The 19,321-nt window shown below is 70.2% G+C and carries 16 protein-coding genes and 1 tRNA gene; 11 read left to right on the top strand and 6 right to left on the bottom strand.

The annotated features are described in order from the left end of the window. Positions 1 to 78 precede the first annotated feature (78 nt). Both JOD52_RS12775 and JOD52_RS12770 read right to left on the bottom strand, forming a co-directional pair. Positions 79 to 1,290 (bottom strand): calcium:cation antiporter, encoded by a 1,212-nt coding sequence (locus JOD52_RS12775; protein ID WP_204411698.1) that lies wholly within the window; start codon positions 1,288 to 1,290, stop codon positions 79 to 81. A gap of 138 nt (positions 1,291 to 1,428) precedes the next feature. Then, positions 1,429 to 1,815, bottom strand: coding sequence for a SoxR reducing system RseC family protein (locus tag JOD52_RS12770; protein ID WP_204410360.1), 387 nt, complete (start codon positions 1,813 to 1,815; stop codon positions 1,429 to 1,431). A gap of 503 nt (positions 1,816 to 2,318) precedes the next feature. On the opposite strand from JOD52_RS12770, the gene JOD52_RS12765 reads away from it, so the two are divergent. Beyond that, the gene (locus JOD52_RS12765) at positions 2,319 to 3,845 is read left to right on the top strand and encodes an HNH endonuclease (protein ID WP_204410359.1); all 1,527 of its coding nucleotides are present in this window, start codon (positions 2,319 to 2,321) and stop codon (positions 3,843 to 3,845) included. Positions 3,846 to 3,997: 152 nt separating this feature from the next. On the opposite strand, the gene JOD52_RS12760 is transcribed toward JOD52_RS12765, so the two are convergent. Next, positions 3,998 to 4,070 (bottom strand) — tRNA-Arg (locus tag JOD52_RS12760). Between the two features lie 87 nt (positions 4,071 to 4,157). Here JOD52_RS12760 and JOD52_RS12755 point away from each other — a divergent pair. Then, entirely contained in the window at positions 4,158 to 5,600 is a 1,443-nt protein-coding gene (locus JOD52_RS12755; RefSeq protein WP_204410357.1) for a nitrilase-related carbon-nitrogen hydrolase, read from the top strand. Positions 5,601 to 5,609: 9 nt separating this feature from the next. After that, positions 5,610 to 6,293 (top strand): copper resistance protein CopC, encoded by a 684-nt coding sequence (locus JOD52_RS12750; protein ID WP_259850540.1) that lies wholly within the window; start codon positions 5,610 to 5,612, stop codon positions 6,291 to 6,293. A 102-nt stretch (positions 6,294 to 6,395) separates the two neighbouring features. Here the strand turns inward: JOD52_RS12750 and JOD52_RS12745 are convergent, their stop codons facing one another. After that, the gene (locus JOD52_RS12745; protein ID WP_204410355.1) at positions 6,396 to 6,635 is read right to left on the bottom strand and encodes an antitoxin; all 240 of its coding nucleotides are present in this window, start codon (positions 6,633 to 6,635) and stop codon (positions 6,396 to 6,398) included. Positions 6,636 to 6,798: 163 nt separating this feature from the next. Here JOD52_RS12745 and JOD52_RS12740 point away from each other — a divergent pair, with 163 nt between their 5' ends. The 8 genes from JOD52_RS12740 (at position 6,799) to JOD52_RS12705 (ending at position 17,083) form a co-directional block, all read left to right on the top strand. Beyond that, the gene (locus tag JOD52_RS12740; RefSeq protein ID WP_204410353.1) at positions 6,799 to 7,599 is read left to right on the top strand and encodes a DeoR family transcriptional regulator; all 801 of its coding nucleotides are present in this window, start codon (positions 6,799 to 6,801) and stop codon (positions 7,597 to 7,599) included. A 118-nt stretch (positions 7,600 to 7,717) separates the two neighbouring features. Then, complete coding sequence (locus tag JOD52_RS12735) at positions 7,718 to 12,442, top strand: hypothetical protein (protein ID WP_204410351.1); 4,725 nt, start codon at positions 7,718 to 7,720, stop codon at positions 12,440 to 12,442. Continuing rightward, a complete protein-coding gene (locus JOD52_RS12730; RefSeq protein ID WP_204410349.1) occupies positions 12,439 to 12,699 on the top strand; it encodes a hypothetical protein in 261 nt (86 codons plus the stop codon). The genes JOD52_RS12735 and JOD52_RS12730 overlap by 4 nt, the downstream gene beginning before the upstream one ends. Before the next feature lie 41 nt (positions 12,700 to 12,740). After that, on the top strand, positions 12,741 to 13,664 hold the full coding sequence (locus tag JOD52_RS12725) for a DUF368 domain-containing protein (protein WP_204410347.1): 924 nt from the start codon (positions 12,741 to 12,743) through the stop codon (positions 13,662 to 13,664). Beyond that, complete coding sequence (locus tag JOD52_RS12720) at positions 13,661 to 14,107, top strand: pyrroline-5-carboxylate reductase family protein (RefSeq protein ID WP_239551895.1); 447 nt, start codon at positions 13,661 to 13,663, stop codon at positions 14,105 to 14,107. Before JOD52_RS12725 ends, JOD52_RS12720 begins: the two co-directional genes overlap by 4 nt. A 101-nt stretch (positions 14,108 to 14,208) precedes the next feature. Beyond that, positions 14,209 to 15,771 carry an IS21 family transposase gene (istA, locus tag JOD52_RS12715; RefSeq protein WP_204408388.1) on the top strand — a complete coding sequence of 521 codons (1,563 nt, stop codon included), beginning with the start codon at positions 14,209 to 14,211 and terminating at the stop codon, positions 15,769 to 15,771. Then, positions 15,768 to 16,514: an ATP-binding protein gene (locus JOD52_RS12710; protein WP_338124028.1), complete on the top strand. Its 747-nt coding sequence runs from the start codon at positions 15,768 to 15,770 to the stop codon at positions 16,512 to 16,514. Before istA ends, JOD52_RS12710 begins: the two co-directional genes overlap by 4 nt. Positions 16,515 to 16,627: 113 nt before the next feature. Continuing rightward, positions 16,628 to 17,083: a pyrroline-5-carboxylate reductase family protein gene (locus JOD52_RS12705; protein WP_239551894.1), complete on the top strand. Its 456-nt coding sequence runs from the start codon at positions 16,628 to 16,630 to the stop codon at positions 17,081 to 17,083. 15 nt (positions 17,084 to 17,098) lie between these two features. On the opposite strand, the gene JOD52_RS12700 is transcribed toward JOD52_RS12705, so the two are convergent. Further along, a complete protein-coding gene (locus JOD52_RS12700; protein ID WP_204410346.1) occupies positions 17,099 to 17,767 on the bottom strand; it encodes an NAD-binding protein in 669 nt (222 codons plus the stop codon). A gap of 105 nt (positions 17,768 to 17,872) precedes the next feature. Next, a complete protein-coding gene (locus tag JOD52_RS12695) occupies positions 17,873 to 19,288 on the bottom strand; it encodes a TrkH family potassium uptake protein (RefSeq protein ID WP_017824461.1) in 1,416 nt (471 codons plus the stop codon). Between the last annotated feature and the right edge of the window lie 33 nt (positions 19,289 to 19,321).

The raw sequence follows: 19,321 nt of genomic DNA, 5'->3' as shown, positions 1-19,321 counted from the left end.
GGAAGCACTCCCTGCCGAGCAACACGCGACGCTGAGCTGCTTGCGACGCTGAGCCGCACGCGCCGTTGAGCACCACTCTCAGCTGAACAGTGCCAGTGCGTACAGCGCGAACAGCATCAGGTGAGCGGCGCCGTGCATCGCCGTGACGCGCGGGGAGGCGGCGGTCACGGCGGTCAGTGCCAGCGTGGTGCCCAGCAGCAACAGGTTCGCCGGTGACTCGGCGAAGACCACGTGCTGCTCGGTGAGCAGCCCGATCACCAGCACGGTGGGGATCGTGAGGCCCACGGTGGAGACCAGCGCCCCGTGGCACAGGTTCACCACCCGCTGCATCTCGCCGCCGAGGGCTGCGCGCACCGCAGTGATCGACTCCGGCGTGAACACGATCATCGCGATCAGCACCCCGGCCAGCGCGACCGGAGCCCCCACGCGGCCCAGCCCGTCGTCGAGCAGGGTGGCCATGTCGTGGGAGAGCAGCACGATCGGCAGCACGGTGGCCACCAGCAACGCAGTGCGGGCAAGGACCTCGGGCCGGTGCTCGGCGATGATCTCGCGGATCGAGGGGGAGTGGTCGACGTCGGGGACGGTGTCGGTCTCCGATGCAGTAGCGGACTCCGACGCGGTACCGGACTCCGACTCGCTGCCGACGGTGGCTGCTCGGTGGGCGGCCTCCTCACCGGCAGGCCCCGTGACCTCCTGGAAGTCCGCAGCCTGCGCGCCCATCTGCCGCCACAGGAAGAACCCGTACAGCCCCAGCGTCATCGCGATCACCGGCACTGCCTGGGCGGGCGTGTAGGCCCCATCGGCCCCGATCATCGCGGGCAGTGCGAAGGCGGTGGCCGAGAGCACCACCAGCAGTGTCGTGTAGGCCAGGGCACCGGTGCGGTTGGCGCGCAGGTCCCCGTGGCGCAGTCCGCCCACCAGCAGGCACACCCCGGCGATGAGGTTCAGGATGATCATGGACACCGCCATCACGGAGTCGCGCGCGATGGTGGTGTGGTCACCCGGTCCCAGCATCACCGCGGCGATCAGCACCACCTCGATGGTCACGATCGACAGGGTGAGGACCAGCGTGCCGTAGGGGTCGCCCAGGCGGTGAGCGAGGGCCTCGGCCTCGTGCACCACGCCGAAGGCGCACAGCAGGATCACCGCGATGATCACGGCGAGGGCACCGATCAGCAGCGGGCCGGGAACGGGAGGTGCGAGCAGGGGGCCTGCCAGGGCGAGGGCGCCCACGGCGGCCCATCCGATGATGAGGCGCATGGCGGCGGCGCGAGTGAGCACGCGGCGCATGATCGACTGGCCTGCTGTCGACGGGCCAGCTGTCGAGGGGGACGGCATAGGGGATGGTCCTGTTCCGCGAGGCCGTCCTCGCGCGGGTCCTGACCTGCCGGGTCGTCCCGGGGGCCGCGCCTGCTCAGCAGCGCACTGTCACCGTAGACGATCCGAGCCCGGGGCGGGATCCTCCGGTGAGGGATCTGACCCGGGGCCCTCGGTGCGCGGCCGGCCGCCTTGCGACAGCCCACTCTGCGACGGCCCTTCGCGCAGTTCCTCCTGGCGCACCTGCACGTCCCGGATCTCCGCAGCGCGAAGCTGTTCCTCACGCCAGGCGTCCTCGATGCGCTCCTCCTCGCCGCCATCGCCGCGGCGGAAGCCGATGGCTGCGCCCAGGGCGAGGCCCAGGATCACGCCGAGCACGGCACCCAGGACGAGACTGTCGAACCACACCATGCCCACAGAGATACCGATGATCAGGCCGATGGGCAGCCCGAAGGGCAACCAGGTGGCGTCGAAGACGCGACGCTCGTTCGTAGCCATGGGAATCTCCGTCCGACAGGGAGGTGCGCGGTGGTGTGCGGCCGCACCTCCACGGTAGACCCTCCGCGCCACGGGGTCTGCTCCAGCGGTTCCGGCCCTCGTTCCGGTTGCGGCGCCTCTTCCAGCCTTCTTCCACCCTTCTTCCACCCTTCGTGGTGCCGAGGTTCCTCCCCACTGCCTTCTTTTCCACAGCGCGGCAGTTCTCACTGCCCCGCTGTCCACATTTTTCTGCAACACATGGTGCGTTATCCACAAGGATTCTTCGAAGGGGAGGTCGGCGCAAGGATTTGGCGACAAGAAAGTGAGTAGTTGTCCACATCGAGGTTCCTCCCCACCTGCGTGTTGTCCACAAAGCCGCATCCGGCGTCCCCTCGTACTCCCGTGTTGTACGAATTCATCCACACCTCGTGTGTCGCCGCCGTCAAGGCCATAGTGTTATCGAACGAGCATTCGATACACGTCTTGGTTTGGCATGAGGAAAGTTGCATGGAGGGGGTGGGGTCATGACGGTGGCATCAGCGCTCTCCAGCGCCTCCAGCCTCGCTGAGCCGATCGGCGCCATCCGTGGTGCGGTGCGCGACCTGATCGAGGGCGCAACGCTCCCTAGCAGTACACGGATGCGAGTACTGACAAAGGATTCGGATGCCGGGAGTCTTCGTGCGGCACGTCCCGGACAATCCCTCGACCCTTCGGACCTCGTCGAGGCGATCTCCGGGATCGAGAAGCTCAAGAACTCCCTCGATGCCCTCCAGTCGTACTACGAGGTTGCCCTGCGTGACGAGCGCATCCGCACGCAGCAGGAGGCTGGCCTTCCCAAGGCGAAGCTGGGCTCGGGTGTCGGTGACGAGGTGGCCCTGGCACGCGGGATCTCGCCCTCTCGCGCGAGTCGCCAGCTGGCCCTGCGCCGGGTGATCGTCGAGACTCTGCCCGGCACCTGGAAGCGCATGGCTGAAGGTGACGTCTCTGCCTGGACCGCAGAAGAGGTCGCCAGCTCCGTCTTCGTCCTCGACGATGAGGACCGCCTTCAGATCGACCAGGAACTGGCCCCCGTCCTCCATGAGCTGTCACCCCGCACCGCAGGTCGTCGGGCACGAGCCCGGGCCGATGCGCTGGACCAGGAGGCCGCGCTGGCGAGGATCCGCCGCAACCACACACAAAGGCACGTATCTCAGCGGCCGGCCGCTGAGGGGATGATGCGCCTGTCGGTACTGCTGCCCCTGCATACAGGCGTCGCCGCGTTCGCCGCGCTCAGTGCCGCCGCAGATTCTGCTCGCGCACAGGGTGATGAGCGCTCGCGCGGCCAGGTGATGGCTGATGAGCTCGCCGAGCGCGTCACCGGCACGCCGGGAGCGATCGTTCCCGTGGAGATCCAGCTGCTGATGACCGATCGCACCTTGCTCGCCGGTGCCTCCGACGCAGCCGAACTCGAAGGGCAGGCCATCCCCGGTTCGGTTGCCCGACATCTCGCACTGACCGGTGATCTGATCCCTCAGGTCGAACCCCGTTCGAGTACGACTGACGCCCACGACGCGACGGGGCAGCATCCCGCGGCCCCCGATCCATCAGTGCCCCGCTGGATACGACGCCTCTACGCAGATCCCGTCACCGGCGAGCTCGAATCGATGGACACCCGCAAGAGACTCTTCAGCGGAGCTGTGCGCCGCTTCGTGATCGCCCGGGACCGCCAGTGCAGAACCCCTGGGTGCGAAGCCGCACCGCGCCACGTCCACCACGTCGAGCGATACGCCGACGGTGGCCTCACCACGCCCAGCAACGCGGCAGCGCTGTGCGAGCGCTTCAACTACGTCGCAGAGCTGCCCGGGTGGGGAACACAGGCGGGCCCCGGGTCTGGCGAACTGACGATCACCACGCCAACCGGCCACACTCACGTCTCACCGGTTCCCTCGTTGTGGGAACGAGTAGGGCGCCCCGATGGTCCCGGACAAGGTCACACGGCAATCGCAACTGCAACGGCAACTGCTCGCAGATCGAGGGGACGCGGGGCCGATCCGGATGACGACCCCGGATGACGTGGCGCCGCGGACGTCCGGATCTTCCATCAGCACTGCCGTACCCACTGGGGACCGTCGCGCTCAATCTCTTGCGGACTGTTTGCGGACCAGGGTCGCTGGCAGGCTGCACCCTTGAAGTGCCACAACGGCCTGACCTGGTGATGCAACAGTGCCCCCGGCAGGATTCGAACCTGCGACACCCGCTTTAGGAGAGCGGTGCTCTATCCCCTGAGCTACGGAGGCGGATCAGCCGGCCCACCGGCCCGCGATCGCATGCGGCCCCGCACGCGAGGCCTCGGACATCCTAGCGCCCCGTGGGAGGATCGCCCCATGGCGAGCGATGACGACCACACCCCCGGCTACACCATTGCGATCGTGCTGGCCGGAGGCACCTCGTCCCGCATGGGAGGGGTCGACAAGACCCGCCTGCCCGTGGCCGGAACCAGTTCCCTCGAGCGCGTGCTGCGGGCAGCCCCCGCGGATCACCTGATCGTCGTCGGCCCCGAACAGCAGGACGCCGCTGACCTCCACGCCCGCTACAGTGCCTGGTTCGTGCGGGAGGACCCACCCGGCTCGGGTCCACTCGCTGCACTGGCCAGGGGAGTGGAGGAGGCGCAGCGGCTCCTAACCGAAGGGGGACCCGCGCGGATCCTGCTGCTCGGCGGCGACATGCCGCTGCTGCGCACCGAGACCCTCACCGCCCTGCGCGAGCACGCCACCGACCGCGTCGCTGCACTCGAGGCCGACGGGCGAACGCAGTTCCTCTGCGCCGCCTGGCCGCTTCGCAGGCTCCGCGCCGCCCTCGACGCCGTCGCGCACCCCGACGGCGGCTGGCAGGACCTCAGCCTGCGACGCCTCTACGCCGATCTGGGGCCCGACGAGCTGATCACCCGGCCCGCCCATGGCCACGAAGGAGCCGACATGGACACCCCCGAGGACCTCGACCAGGTGCGCCGCAGTGCCGGGGCCCGCATCGCCCTCGCGCAGGTGCGGATCAGCGAGGACGTGGCAGACAACCTCGAGACCGTGCGCCGCACCGTCGCCGAGGCCGCCGAGCGCGGTGCCGATCTGCTGCTGTTGCCCGAGGCCACCCTCACCCCCTTCGGCACCGATCTGCGCCGCACCGCCGAACAGCACCACCAGGCATTCGAAGCACTCATCGAACAGCTCAGCGCACAGCACGACCTGGTGATCGTCGCCGGCTCTTTCACCGTGGCCGACGGGGACCGCGTGCACAACACCGTGATCGCCCGTGGCCCCGGCGTGCACGCCGACTACCGCAAGATCCACCTGTTCGACGCCTATGGCAGCCGTGAATCCGAGACCGTGGCCCCCGGCACCGACCTGGTCACCATCGACCTCGACGGAACCTGCCTGGGCATCGCCACCTGCTACGACGTGCGCTTCGCCGAGCAGTTCACGGCGCTCGCCCGCCAAGGTGCCCACGCGATCCTGGTGCCGCTGGCCTGGGCCGAGGGCCCCACCAAGAGCGAGCAGCTGCGCCTGCTGCTGCGGGCCCGCGCACTGGACTCCACCAGCGTGATCCTCGCTGCCGATCAGGCCCCGCCCCCGGACTACACAGGCCGGGCCCCCCGCGGGATCGGCGAGAGCGCCGTCATCTCACCACTGGGGAAGGTGCAGGCCGAACTGGGACGCGAGGAGGGGATGCTTGTGGTGGACCTCGACCTCGCCGAGGTCGACGAGGCACGCCGTTCCCTGCCCGTCCTCGAACACGGCACTGCCGCCGACGACGTGTTCAGGCGTTCGTCGTAGCCTGGCCGGGTGCGACCCACCACCTGTGCCCTCCCTGCCACACCTGCCCGCCGCTCGTCACCGGGCCTGCCAGTGCTGCTGGCAGTGCTCGCGACGGTGCTGCTCGGTGCCGCGATGCTGCTGGCCCCTGCTCCCGCCCACGCCCACGACAGCCTGATCTCCTCCGATCCCGCCGATGGCGCCACCTTGGAGACCTCTCCCGAGCAGATCACCCTCACCTACAGCGCCGAGGTGCTCGAGGTGAGCCCCGTGGTCCAGATCAGCGCGGGGGAGGGCGGCGAACCGGTCGAACTGACCCCCGTCATCGACGGCCCCACCGTCACCGCCGAGATCCCCGAGCCGCTCGCCGCCGGCACCCACACCGTGCAGTGGCGGGTGGTCTCCTCCGACGGTCACCCCATCGAGGGGTCCTTCACCTTCACCGTCGAGACCGGCCCCGAGCCCACCGAGGGTCAGCCGACGGAGACCGCAGATACCGCCACCGGCGAGGCAGCCGGCACCGGCGAGGCGACCGCATCTGCCTCCGAGTCGGCAACCGCGTCGGCAGCCCCGGAGATCCCAGCTCCTGAGACGGGATCCGCCGGCACCGGGCAGGAGGAGGGCGCAGACACCCTGCCCCTGCTGCTCGGTGTGGTCGGGGTGGCCGTCCTCGGCGTGGCGCTCGCCGCATTCTTCGCCCTGCGCCGCCGCTGACCCGCACAGCGCGACGCCCCCGGCACCACGCGGTGCCGGGGGCGTTGTCATTCACCGAGGGCGGCGGGGCCGCCCGGAGCGATCAGCTTTGATTCGGGCCGATCAGTTCTGCTTCGGGTCGGTGCCCGCTGCCTTGTCGGCCGCAGCGTCGTTCCCCTTGCCGCCCAGGTAGTCGCGGGCTGCGTCGGAGCCCTTCTGGACGTGCTGGTCGTACTGGTCCGGGGTGCGGTCGGTGACGTGCTTGGTGCCGGACTCGAAGGCCTTGTCGACCTGATCCGGGTTCTTCTCCGCGTGGTCCTTGGCCTTGTTCACAGCGTTGTTCAGCGAATCGCCGATGCCCATGGGGAACTCCTCTCGCGTTGGTCTCCGACCCCGATCGGGGCGGTGCGGCCACCGTAGAACGACATCCAGCCACCACACCACCGGGACCCAGGATTCGACCGCGAACTGAACGATCCTGCGTGATCGCGCATGACCGGGTCGCCATCCGCGCAATACTGGGTGCGTGAACGTGAGCAAGGACAAGTCCTCCCGCTGGGACCACGTGCTGACCCTGCTGTCCCAGGCCAAACGGCTCAGCGTCACCGAGGTCGCCGCCGACCTGGGGATCAGCGAGTCCACCGTGCGGCGCGACTTCGTGGAGATGGAACGCGCGCAGCTGGCCCGCCGCACCCATGGCGGGATCGTCGCGGTGGACGTGGCCTACTCCCTGGCCACCACGCCCCGCAGCTCCGACCATGCCGCCGCTGAACGCGAACAGGTCGCCGCTCACGCCGCGTCCCTGGTCGCCCCTGGTCAGATCATCGGCTTCAACGGTGGCCGCACCACCACCTCCACCGCCCGCCGCGCCGTGGCCCGCCCCGACATCGACGGCCGAGACGGGCGCCCGGGCCTGACCGTGGTGTGCGCCGCGCTGAACATCGCCACCGAGTCGGTGCTGCGACCGTCCGTGCGCACCGTGGTCCTGGGAGGCGTGGCCGAGCCGTACTCCTTCGAGCTCACCGGCCCCCTGGCGACTGCCACCATGCGCGATCTGTGGCTGGACGTGATGTTCGTGGGCACCATCGGACTGGACGTCCAGGCCGGCCTCACCTGCAACTCCGACGCCGAGGCCGGGGTCACCCGCATCATGATCGGCCACTCCCGCCGCGTGGTGGGCCTGGCCACGGCCGACAAGATCGGCCACCGGGCCCTCGCCGGCATCTGCCCCGTCTCCGCCCTCACCGACCTGGTGATCGCAGGCACGATCACCGACGAACTGCGCGAGCACCTGGCCGAGGCATCGGTGCGACTGCACGAGGTGTGAGACCCCGATCGCGGACCTGTGCACCTGGACGGACCTGTGCACCTGTGAGGCATGACCGACGGCGGCGTCCGGCACGCCTGCGCCTGCCTGTGGGCCCGCCCCGGTAGCGTTGCGGGCTATGTGGAGATTCCTGCGCGGGAAGAAGAACCCCGAAGCCTCGGCCCCGGCCGATGCCCGTCGTGACGACGCCCAGAAGGCTGATCGCGGCACCTCCCGCGCACCCGCCACCAGCGGCGACGCCGCCCCCGTTGCCACCGGCGCAGGGAGGGATGACGACACCGGCCGTGATGGCAGCGCAGCGCAGCCCCCTGCCCACCTCGCCGAGCGCCGCCGCGCCGCGGGGGAGCCGCCCTTGCACCCCGGGATCGACGTCGTGGTCGCCCAGCGCTTGGGTGGGGCCGACGCCGGTACCGCCCCTGAGCAGGACGAGGACGATCTGCCGCGTCCCGTGCGCGAGCACCGTCCCCTCAGCCGCGAGGACGTCGTGGCCGACGCCCTGGACCGCTGGCACCGGCAGATCACCGGCGGCGAGACCGCCCCGTCGTTCCTCACCCAGATGCGGGCCGGCGCCACCTACCTGGACCTCACCCACTCCCACCCCTCCGGTCTCGCTCAGCTGCTGGCCGGCCGCGGCCCCACCCGCCTGTCCTCCCTGGTGCGCGAAGTGGGGGCACTGGCCGATGCCCGCGCCCACGCCCGCACCCTGCGGGAGATCGCCGAGCGCCACGCCGAGGAAGTGGGCCTGACCACCTGCCACCTGGGCATCGGCGAGGCCACCTGGCACCCCGAGGACGGCTCCGAGCCCGTCCACGCCCCGGTGCTGGTGCGGCCGATCACCCTGCGCCTGCGCGGCAACGCCCGCGAGGACGTGGACCTGGACCTCGATGCCACCGCCGACCTGAACCCCGTTCTGCTGCGCGCCCTGCGCGAGGCCGGCGTGGCGGTGGATGCCCGCGCGCTGCTGGCGACCACCGACAAGCATCACGGTTTCGACCCCAACCCGGTGCTGGACGCCTTTCGGGCCCTCGGCCAGCCCCTGCCGGGCTTCCGCATCACCCACGCGCTGGTGGTCGGCAACATCATGGACGCCGCCGGCTCCGTCGGCGACGACCTCGACTCCGACCTCGCCGACTGGTCTGCGAGCCCCGTGGTCGCAGCGCTCGCCGGCCATGAGCCAGCCCGCACCGAGGTGCGGGCCGGGATCCTGCACGAGAGCGAGAACCCCCCGGACATCGAAGCCCTGGCGCCCGAGGACGAACTGGTCGCGGCCGTGGACCCTGACCGCCGCGAGGCCCTCGCGAAGGTCCTGGCAGGCAAGCACCTCGCGATCGCCGCGCCCCCCGGCTCCGACACCCTGGACCTGGTGGTGGACCTGGCCGAGGAGCTCAATGCCCGTGGTCGCAGCGTGCTGGTGGTTTCCCAGCGCCGCCGCAACCTCTCCCAGCTCACCGATACCGCCGAGGAGCGCGGCATCGAGGAGCTGGTGTTCGACCTCTCCCCGGATCCCTCGCTCCAGCGCAACGCCTCGGCCGCCCTGCTGCGCAGTCTGCGGCGCGCCGGCACCTTCGGCCTGGGCACCGAGGACTCCGCTGCCGAACCGGCCGAGCTCACCCGCACCCGCGAGATCCTCACCGGGCACGTCGAGGCGATGCACCGCATCCAGCAGCCCTGGCAGGCCTCCGCCCACGACGCGATCTCCGCTCTCGCCGCGCTGACCCGGCAGCGTCCTGCCCCGCGCACCACCGTGCGTCTGCGCTCCGACGTGGCCGCCCAGATGATCGGCGAGGACCGCGAGCGCTACGCCGAAGCCCTGCGCGAGGCCGCGACCGTGGGTGTCCTCACCTCCGGGCCCGAGACCACCGCCTGGTACGGCGCACCCATCAGCTCCGACACCCAGGCCGAGCGCGCCGCGGCCCTTGTCGACGAACTGCGCACGGTCATGCTGCCCCAGCTGCGCAAGGCCGCCGCTTCCACGGGGAACGGCATCGGTCTGCGCCCCGCGACGTCCCTGGACGAACTGCTGGGGCGCATCGCCCTGCTGGACCGGGTGCGCGGCGTGCTCGCCACCTTCCAGCCCGCCGTGTTCCGCGCTGAGCTGGCCGAGCTGGTGGCCGCCACCGGGGACAAGACCTGGCGCGCCGATCACGGCGTGACGATGGGCTGGGGCGTGAGGCGGCGGCTGCGCAAGGAGGGCGAGGCCCTGCAGCGACCCGCCTCCCTCACCACCGATCTGCACCGGGACCTGCTGGATGCCCGACGGGTGCGGGACTCCTGGCGTCAGATCGCCGTGGACGACACCAGGCTGCCCACCCTGCCGGAGGACCTCGAGCAGGTGCGGGCCACCGCCCAGAAGGCCCAGCGGATCCTCGACGAGCTTGCCGTGCTGCTGGACGGCACCGTGTCTGCGGACGGCACCGAGACCGGCCGCGACCTGGCCGGCACGCCCTTCGACGACCTCGAGGGGCGCCTGGATGCCCTGCACCGCGACCGTGGTGACCTGGATACCCTGCCGCGCCGCACCGAGCTGCTGCGCCGCCTCGAGTTCGACGGCCTGGGTGAGCTGGTGGAGGACCTGCGCACCCGTCGGGTCCCCGCCGCCCAGGTCACCAGCGAGCTGGACCTGGCGTGGTGGCGCAGCGTGTTGGAGTTCATCGCCGGCGCCGAGCCCACCATCTCCCAGTACGACGGCACCTCCCTCTCGCAGGTCGCCGAGCGGTTCCGCCGCTTGGACGCCGAGCACCTGGCCGGTTCTGCCACCCGCGTGCACGCCGCGGCCGACGAGGTGCGGGTGGCGACCATGAAGTCCTACCCGGACACCTCCCGCGCCGCGATCGCCGAACTGGCCCGCGCCTCCACGGTGTCCATCCGGGACCTGTCGGCGAAGTACGAGGACATCCTGTTCCGCTCCCGGCCCACCTGGCTGGCCTCCCCGTACCTGGTGCCGCAGGTGATCCCGCGGGGCCGCCACTTCGACGTGGTGATCGTGGCCGACGGCGGCCGCCTGCCCACCGCCGCGGCCCTGCCCTCGATCGTGCGGGCCTCCCAGACCGTGGTCGTGGGAGACCCCCTCGAGTACGGCGGCGAGGACCAGCCCAGCCTGCTGGACGACATGCTGCGCATCGCCGAGGTCGTGGAACTGGGGCGCGACGGCCGCCCCGCCGCCGAGGGCCTGCGGGCCTTCGCCCATCGCCGCGCCCTGATGCGCGAGGTGCTCGCGGTGCCCAGCCCCGTGGCCCCCGAACCGGATCGTCTGGTCCTGGTGGAGAACGGGCGCGGCCCGGTCACCGAGGGTATGGAGTACGTCGAGAGCACTGAGGGGGAGCTGCGCCGCGTCACCGACCTGGTGATCGAGCACGCACGCACCCGTCCCGAGCGGTCCCTGGCGGTGCTCACCTTCACCTCCGAGCACGCCCGCCGCCTGATGGAGCGCATCATGCAGACCGTCGCGGTGATCCCCGCACTGCGCGGCTTCTTCGACCCGGGCGCCCCGGAGTTCTTCACCGTGCTGCCGGCCGCCCACGCCTCCAGTATCGTGCGGGACGACGTGATCGTCTCGGTGGGCTTCGGGCGCACCCCACACGGACGCCTGCTGCACCGCTTCGGGCCGCTCTCCGAGGCCGGCGGCCGCAAGGCCCTGGCCACCGTGATCACCCGCGCCCGCGGCCGCACCACCGTGGTGTCCTCGATCGACGTGCAGGACCTGGATCCCTCGCGCCTTCGCTCCGAGGGTGCCCGCGATCTGCGGGCCATGCTGTGGGTGCTGCGCGGCGGTGCCGACGTCGAGGTGGTCCCGCAGGTCGCGGCCCTCACCGGAACGGACGAGACGGCCGCGCCTGCGGCGGAAGAGACAGCCGCGCCCGCGGCGAACACTGCCCAGGTGCGAACCGAGGCCCGCTCCGATGCCACCGACACCACAGAGCCTGTCTCCGCCTTCGCTGCCGACGGCGACGCGGAGATGTCCGACGAGGACTTCGACGCCGCCCTCGAAGCGGCCCTGGCCCGCAAGGCCGCCGGGGAGCAGGCTCCACAGGGTGGCGGCCAGGACGACGCTGCAGATGACGCCGACGATCCGGACGACGCCGACGATCAGGACGGGGCCATCCGCTCGGGTCCGTCGGACGAGCAGCAGCCGGTCGAGCAGGCATCCGCGGACGCCGGTGTGGCGACCGACAGTTCCGAGACCGCCGACGCGACGGGCGGCTCCGATGCCGGTTCCGAGACGGTGCCCGCGGCCCCCGGCGAACTGGAGACCGACGCCCTGGTGCGCGACCTGGCCGACCGGCTGTGGCGACTGGGCCTGGTGGTCGAGAGCGACTTCGGGCTCACCTCGGACCGGATCGAACTAGCCCTGGGACACCCCGAACTGCCCGGCCGCCTGCTGCTGGCCGTGGACACCGACGGCTCCCGCTACGTGAGCACCCGCAGTCAGCGGGAGCGTGACCGCCTGCGCGCCGAGCGGCTCGAGCGGGCCGGCTGGGCCACCGAGCGCGTGTGGTCCTGGGCGCTGTTCATCGACCCCGACGGCGAGGCCGAGCGGATCCGGCGCGCCGTGGAACGAGCACTGCGACTGATGCAGACCGAGGAGCAGACCGACTCGCTCACCGGTGTGGGAACTGTGCGGCACCGCCTGCCGCGGCCGCAGATCCCCGCCGGGCACCCGCTGTCGTTCTACTCCAGCGAGGACTTCGACGCGGTGGTGGAGTACATCTGCTCCGACGGTCGCGCGCGCCTGGAGGAGCACCTGGCCACCGAGGTGCGCAGCTTCCTGGGTTTCGAGCAGCGCTCGGTGCTGCTGGACGTGTCCGTCTCCAGCGCCATCCGTCGCTACCAGGAACGGCAGTGAGCGACGACGGCACCGCGGGCGAGAAGCGGCGCCCCCGCTCCGGCCCCGTCGTGATCTCCTCCCTGACCGGTAGACCCATGGACTGGGACGGGCAGACTGCTGACGACCCAGCGGCCCGGCCCAGCGGCTCCAGGACCCCGCGCGCCCCGATCCTCCCGGACCGGATGGACGAGGACCGGCCCGAGCCGGGCGCCGACGAGTCCAACGACGCCAGGATCGCCAGCGACGTCCCTCCTCACTGGGGTCGCGGACGATGAGCCCGGCCCGCCCCCTCCCATCAACCGAACCCCGAGGCCCGATGACCGACGCTCCCGCACCGCCCCGCCGCCACCCCCTGGGCAACCTCGCCCGAGGGGCACTGATCGGCGTGGTGGAGACCATCCCCGGCGTCAGCGGCGGCACCGTCGCCCTGGTCACCGGCATCTACGACGAGCTGATCGAATCCGGGGCCGCGCTCACCAGCGCCGCGAAGCACCTGGTGACCGGGCCCGATCGACGCGCAGAGGCCCTCGGCCACCTGCGGCAGGTGTCCTGGCGTCTGATCGTGCCGCTCATGATCGGCATGGCGCTAGCCGTGTTCACCGTCGCCGGCCCCATCTCCCACCTGGTCGAGCACAACCCACAGACCATGCGCGCCCTGTTCCTGGGACTGGTCGCGGGTTCCGTGATGGTCCCGGTCGCGCTGTCCGGGGGCTCCTGGCGACTGCCCGAGATCGGACTGTTCCTGCTCGGCGTCATCGGCGCCTTCTTCGCCACGTCCCTGCCCGCCGCAGGGCTGGAACCCACTGCCTGGGTGATCGCGCCGGCCGCGGCTATCGCCGTGTGCGCCCTGGTCCTGCCCGGCCTGTCGGGCTCCTTCATCCTGCTGACCCTGGGCCTGTACCAGCCCACGCTGACCGCGGTCGACGAACGGGACCTGGGCTACCTGGCCTGGTTCGCACTGTGGGCACTGGTGGGCCTGGTGGTGATCGTGCGGATCATGCGGGTGCTGCTGGTGCGGCATCACCGCGGCACCATGGTGGTGCTGGCCGGTCTGATGATCGGGGCCCTGCGCACCCTGTGGCCCTGGCAGGACTCTGCCGGTGGACTGCAGGCGCCTGAGGCGAACTGGCCACTGATGATGGCCGTGGCCGTCGGCGGCGTGGTGCTGGTGCAGCTGCTGGTGCTGATCGAACGGCGCACCCTCGACCGCGAGCGCGCGGCCACTACCCTGGAGGGATGACTCCCAGCGCTGCATCGAAGCCCGATACCACCACCGTCGAGGTCACCGTGATCGGGGCCGGCAACATGGGCGGCCCCGTCGCGAAGGCGTGCCTCGCCTCCGGGCTGCCGGGTGACGCCCTCACGATCGTGAACTCGTCGCAGGAGAGCAGTGAGCGCGCCGCGAAGGAGCTCGGAGGTCGCGCCGGTGAGCGCGATCAGGCCGTCAGCGGGGCCGACGTGGTGGTGCTCGGTGTGAAGCCCTACCAGATCGTCGACCTCGCCGGTGAGATCGCCGAGCAGCTGAAGGACAAGGCGATCGTGATCTCCCTTGCCGCCGGCATCACCCTGGAGGCCATCGAGAAGGCACTGCCGGACGGTCAGGCAGTGGTGCGCGCGATGCCTGAATATTCGCCTCGCTGGGGTCCGCTGATCGAGGGTTCGGGTGCCACGTCGCTGCCGTAGCGGTGGCGTCGTTCGGGACCACCAGTGGTGTCGTTGGGGCCGCTCTGTCTACGCTCCTTCCGCCGTGTGTATAGGGCACGCGGCGGAAGGAGCAATCTGGAATGGTACGGAAGATCAGGGCGAAGCTGGTGCTCCAGCTGCGCGCAGAAGGTCTGTCGGGGCGAGCGATTTCGTCCTCGCAGGGCATGTCCCGCAAGTCCGTGAGGGCGGTGTTCGAGGCCGCTGACGCTGCAGGGATCGGGTGGGGCGATATCGCGGACGTCGCCGATGAGCAGGTGTATGCCCGGTTGTTCCCGGGCCGGGGCGAGCACGAGAGCGTGTTCGCACAGCCGGACTGGGAACAGGTCCATCGAGAGATGGCCAGGGTCGGCGTGACGCTGAAGCTGTTGCACGGCGAGTACTTCGACGCGACCACGGCGGCTGGGGATCCGGCGATGGGGTATGACCGGTTTTGCCGCACCTACCAGCACCACGTCATGGTCACCGGTGCCGCTTCGAGAGTCGGTCACAAGGCCGGCCAGAGCGTGGAGGTCGACTGGTCCGGCCCCACGATGGAGCTGGCCGATCCGGTCACCGGCGAGGTCTCGAAGGTGTTCTTGTTCGTTGCCTGCCTGCCTTTTTCTCGTTACGCGTTCTGCTTCCCGGCGCTGGATATGCGCCAGGAGTCCTGGCTGCGAGCGCACGTAGCGATGTTCGAGGCGCTGGGCGGGACGGTCCCGAGGATCGTTCCGGACAACCTCAAGACCGGTGTGGTGAAGCACCCCCGCGAGGGCGAGATCGTCCTGAACGATGCGTATCGCGAGATGGCAGCGCATTACTCGGCGGCGGTGCTCCCGGGGAGGGTGCGGAAACCGAAAGACAAGGCGAGCGTGGAGAACACCGTCGCGCACGTCGCGACCTGGGTCATCGCCGGGCTGCGGGATCAGCGATTCACGTCCCTGCCCGAACTTGCAGCCGCCATCGGGCAGCGGATGGAGGCCTATAACGCGGAGCCGTTCCAGAAGCGGCCCGGATCCCGCGCCAGCGTGTTCGACGCGGAGGAGCGGCCGCTGCTGACGCCGCTGCCGGCGGTGCCCTACGAGATCTCGACATGGCACTACGGACGACGAGTGGGCAGGAACGGGCACGTCACGTTCGCGCGGAACTTCTACTCCGCGCCGTTCGCGCACATCGGCGCGAAGGTCGATCTGCGCATCACGGCCCGGACGCTGGAGATCTATCAGGGCAGCCAGCGACTGACCAGTCACCTGCTGCTCCCGGAGACCGCGAGCAATGAGTACCGCACCAACGACGCGGACCTACCTGCGGGCGAGCGTTTCCAGGCCTGGGACGCGCAGAGGGTGCGGGCGTGGGCAGATCGGGTCGGGCCGGCCACGGTGATCGTGATCCAGCGGATCTTCGAGTCCGTGCCGATCGTGGAACAGGGCCTGGATCCCGCGTTGGCGGTGCTACGGCTCTCTCGCCGCTTCTCCGTAGATCGGGTCGAGGCGGCCTGCGCACTCGCGCTGACGGGACGGGTCCGTTCACCGCGCTATGCGCATCTGCACCCGATCTTGGCCACCGGGCAGGACAAGGTCGCCGCCCTGCGTCCACCCCGCGAGGAACCCGCGGAAGACGGCGGATACGTCCGTGGCGCCGACTACTACGCCGGAGGTGTCCGGTGAGCGTGATCGATAACGACACGAAGCGGAAGCTGCGCGAGATGGGCGCGACCGCGCTGCTGGACGCGATCGATGCCCAGGATGAGGCTCACGTGCTGGGGATGTCGTTCCAGGAACGGCTCCAGCTGATCGTGGACGAGGCGCATTCCATCTTCAATCATGGAAAGGTCGAGGGTCTGATCCGCCGGGCGGGGCTGCGTTATCCCGGAGCGGACCTGCGGCGGCTGGATCTGGTCGAGGAACGGGGACTGAACCGGAACGTGATCGCGCAACTGGCAACCTGCTCCTTCATCCAGCGGCAACAGAACGTGGTCTTCCAGGGCTTCACCGGCTCAGGGAAGTCCTACCTCGGCTGCGCGCTGGCGAAGCAGGCCTGCCAGCACCGGCTCCGAGCCCACTACATCCGAATGCCCGACCTCGAAGAGGCCTGGGCCCTGGCAAAGGACAAGCCGCAGGGCCAGACGAAGTTCCTGCGGAAGTACTCCACGTTCTCGCTGCTGGTGATCGACGAGTGGCTGCTGGACCATCCTGACGAGGGAATGCGTTCGATGCTGCTGGAACTGCTCGAGCGCCGCTATGACACCGGCTCGACCGTGTTCTGCACCCAGTACCCGAAGAAGGACTGGCACGCCCGGCTCGGTGGAGCAGTCCACGCCGATGCGATCATGGACCGCATCGTGCACAACACAATCTGGATCGACACCGGCGACAGGAACATGCGAGAACACACCGCACTGCCCCAGTGACCCGATGCCGGCGGGAGCCAGTGGTCCCCACCGCGGCGGCTACTGGCCCCCGTCGGCACGATCGGCGGTCCCCAAGAGCAAGATTCGGTGGCTCCCACGACTACGAATACTCAATGCCCAACACGCCCATCTCGGTGGGGGAGGGGGCCGTGGGCCTGATGCGCGGCAGCGCCGTGAGCGACGAGCAGTACGAGCTGGTCCACGCCCTGTTCGCCGAGGCCGGCGTGGTCGAGGACATCACCGAGCAGCAGGTCCACGCGTTCATCGGTGCGGCCGGGTCGCTCTCGGCGTTCACGTTCTCGCTGATCGAGGCGATGACCGACGAGGCGGTGCGGCTGGGCCTGAAGCGGGACCTCGCCGATCGCCTGGTGCAGCAGACCGTGCGCGGCGCCGCCACCATGCTGATGCAGACCGGGCAGCACGCGGCGGTCGCCAAGAACGGGGTGTCCAGCCCCGGCGGCACCACGGTGGAGGGCCTGGCGGTGATGGAGCGCCTGGGGGTCCGTCCCGGGATCGCCTCGGCCATGCAGGCCTCCGCTGAGCGCTCCCGCGAGCTCACCGGCGACTGACCCCGGGGACCGGCCTCAGGGCCGGGTGGAGAACCGTTCGATCAGATCCGTGTGCCCCGCGACGATCAGCAGGTCGTGCTGGGTCACGATGGTCTCCGGGGTGGCGTAGGTGAAGTCCCTGCCCGGTGACTTCACGCCCACCACGGTCACGCCGTACTTGGCGCGGATGTCGGACTGGGCCAGCGTGTAGCCCTGGGTCTCGCGCGGCGGCCGCATCTTCACGATCGCGAAGCCGTCGTCGAACTCGATGAAGTCCAGCAGCCGGCCGTTGACCAGGTGGGCCACGCGGCGGCCGGCGTCGGCCTCGGGGAAGACCACGTGGTGGGCACCGATGCGCTCCAGGATCTTGCCGTGTGCGGAGGAGATGGCCTTCGCCCAGATCACGGGCTTGCCCAGGTCCACCAGGTTCGCGGTGATCAGCACGCTGGCCTCCAGCGAGGTGCCCACGCCCACCACCGCCACCGAGAACTCTGCTGCGCCCACCTGCGCCAGGGACTCCATCTGGGTGGCGTCGGCCTGGACCACATGGGTGAGGCGACCGGAGTACTCCTGGACCAGGTCGTCGCGGGCGTCCAACGCGAGCACGTCGGTGCCCAGCTCCTCCAGGGTCAGGGCGATCGAGGCACCGAAACGGCCCAGGCCGATCACCAGCACCCCGCTGTCGTCACGTCTGCTGCGTGCCACCTGTCCTCCTTCGTCGGCCGCCACAGTCTAGGCGCGGGCGGTCACGCGCGACGCACGGTGCCGGTCCGCGACCGATCAACCCACGACTCATCAACCCACGACTCATCAACCCACGACCGGCCGTTCCAGGGGCAGGCGCACCATCCGGGAGCGCTGCCGCAGCGCAAGGGCTGCACCCAGGGTCATCGGCCCCAGGCGCCCCACGTACATGCACACGATGATGACGTACTTCGCCGGGCTCGAGAGGTCCGGGGTGATGCCTGTGCTCAGTCCTACCGTACCGAAGGCGGAGAGCGCCTCGAACAGGGTCTGGTCCAGGGTGAACGGGGTGATGCGCAGCAGCACGAAGGTGGCCACGAACACCACTGCGGAGCTCATCACCAGCACGCCGATGGCTTGGCGGATGGTCTCCTGCGGAATGCGGCGACCGAATGTCTCCACGTCGGGGTTGCCACGGATCTCCGCCCAGATCGAGAGCACCAGCAGTGCGAAGGTGGTGACCTTGATGCCGCCACCGGTGGAGCCGGAACCGCCGCCGATGAACATCAGCAGGTCGATGAACAGGCGCGACTCCCCCGTCATCTGCCCGATGTCCAGGGTGGAGAAGCCACCGGATCGCGGCATGATCGAGGCGAAGGCCGAGGCCAGGATCTTGGTGCCCACACTCTGCCCGCCGAGGGTGGAGGGGTTGGACCACTCCATCAGCAGCAGGCCGGCCCAACCGGCAACCAGCAGGATCCCGGAGGTCGCGAGGGTGAGCTTCGCGTGCAGGGACCAGCGCTTCGGGGTGCGCCAGGCCCGCGCCACCGCCAGGATCACCGGGAAGCCCAGGGATCCCACCGCCACGGCCAGGCCCACCGGGACGGTGAAGAACGGATCGGCCAGGTACTGGGCGGTGCCGGCGGCCTCCGGCACGAAACCGGCATTGTTGAAGGCGCTGATCGCGTAGAACAGGCCCAGGAACAGCGACTCCCCGAAGCCGTGCTCGGTCACCACCATGTACGGCGTCAGCGCCACGAAGGTGGCCACCTCGAAGGCGGTGGAGGTGATCACGATGGTGCGCAGCACCCCGCCCACCTCGGCGAGCTGCTCGGCGCGGGTCTCCCGCGCGGCGATCAGTCGCTGTGCGAGCCCCATCGAGCGCATCACCGACAGGCCCAGCAGGGAGGCCAGCGTCAGCACGCCCAGGCCGCCCACCTTCATCGCCACCATGATGACCGTGAGCCCGAAGGTGGACCAGTGGGTGCCGGTGTCCACCGTGACCAGGCCCGTCACACAGATCGCGGAGACGGCCGTGAACAGGGCGTCCACGAAGGGAGTGCGCTGCCCGTCGGCCGCAGAGATCGGCAGGGACAGCAGGGCTGTGAACACGCCGATCATCGCGGTGAACACGATCAGCAGCAAACGGGCGGGGGAGGAGCGTCCCAGCTCGGCGAAGAAGTCGCTGACCGCATGACGCCAGCGAGTGGCGCGCGAGGGGGTCGGGAGGTGGCCGGTGGCACCCGAGGTCCGTTGGGGCATCACACCTCCCGCTTCTCACACCCGCCCCTCTGC

Origin of the sequence: Brachybacterium muris, assembly GCF_016907455.1 — a bacterium.
GTDB classification, from domain to species: Bacteria; Actinomycetota; Actinomycetes; order Actinomycetales; family Dermabacteraceae; genus Brachybacterium; species Brachybacterium muris.
Note: the sequence above shows the minus strand (reverse complement) of the source record. Positions and strands in the feature narration are given on the sequence as shown.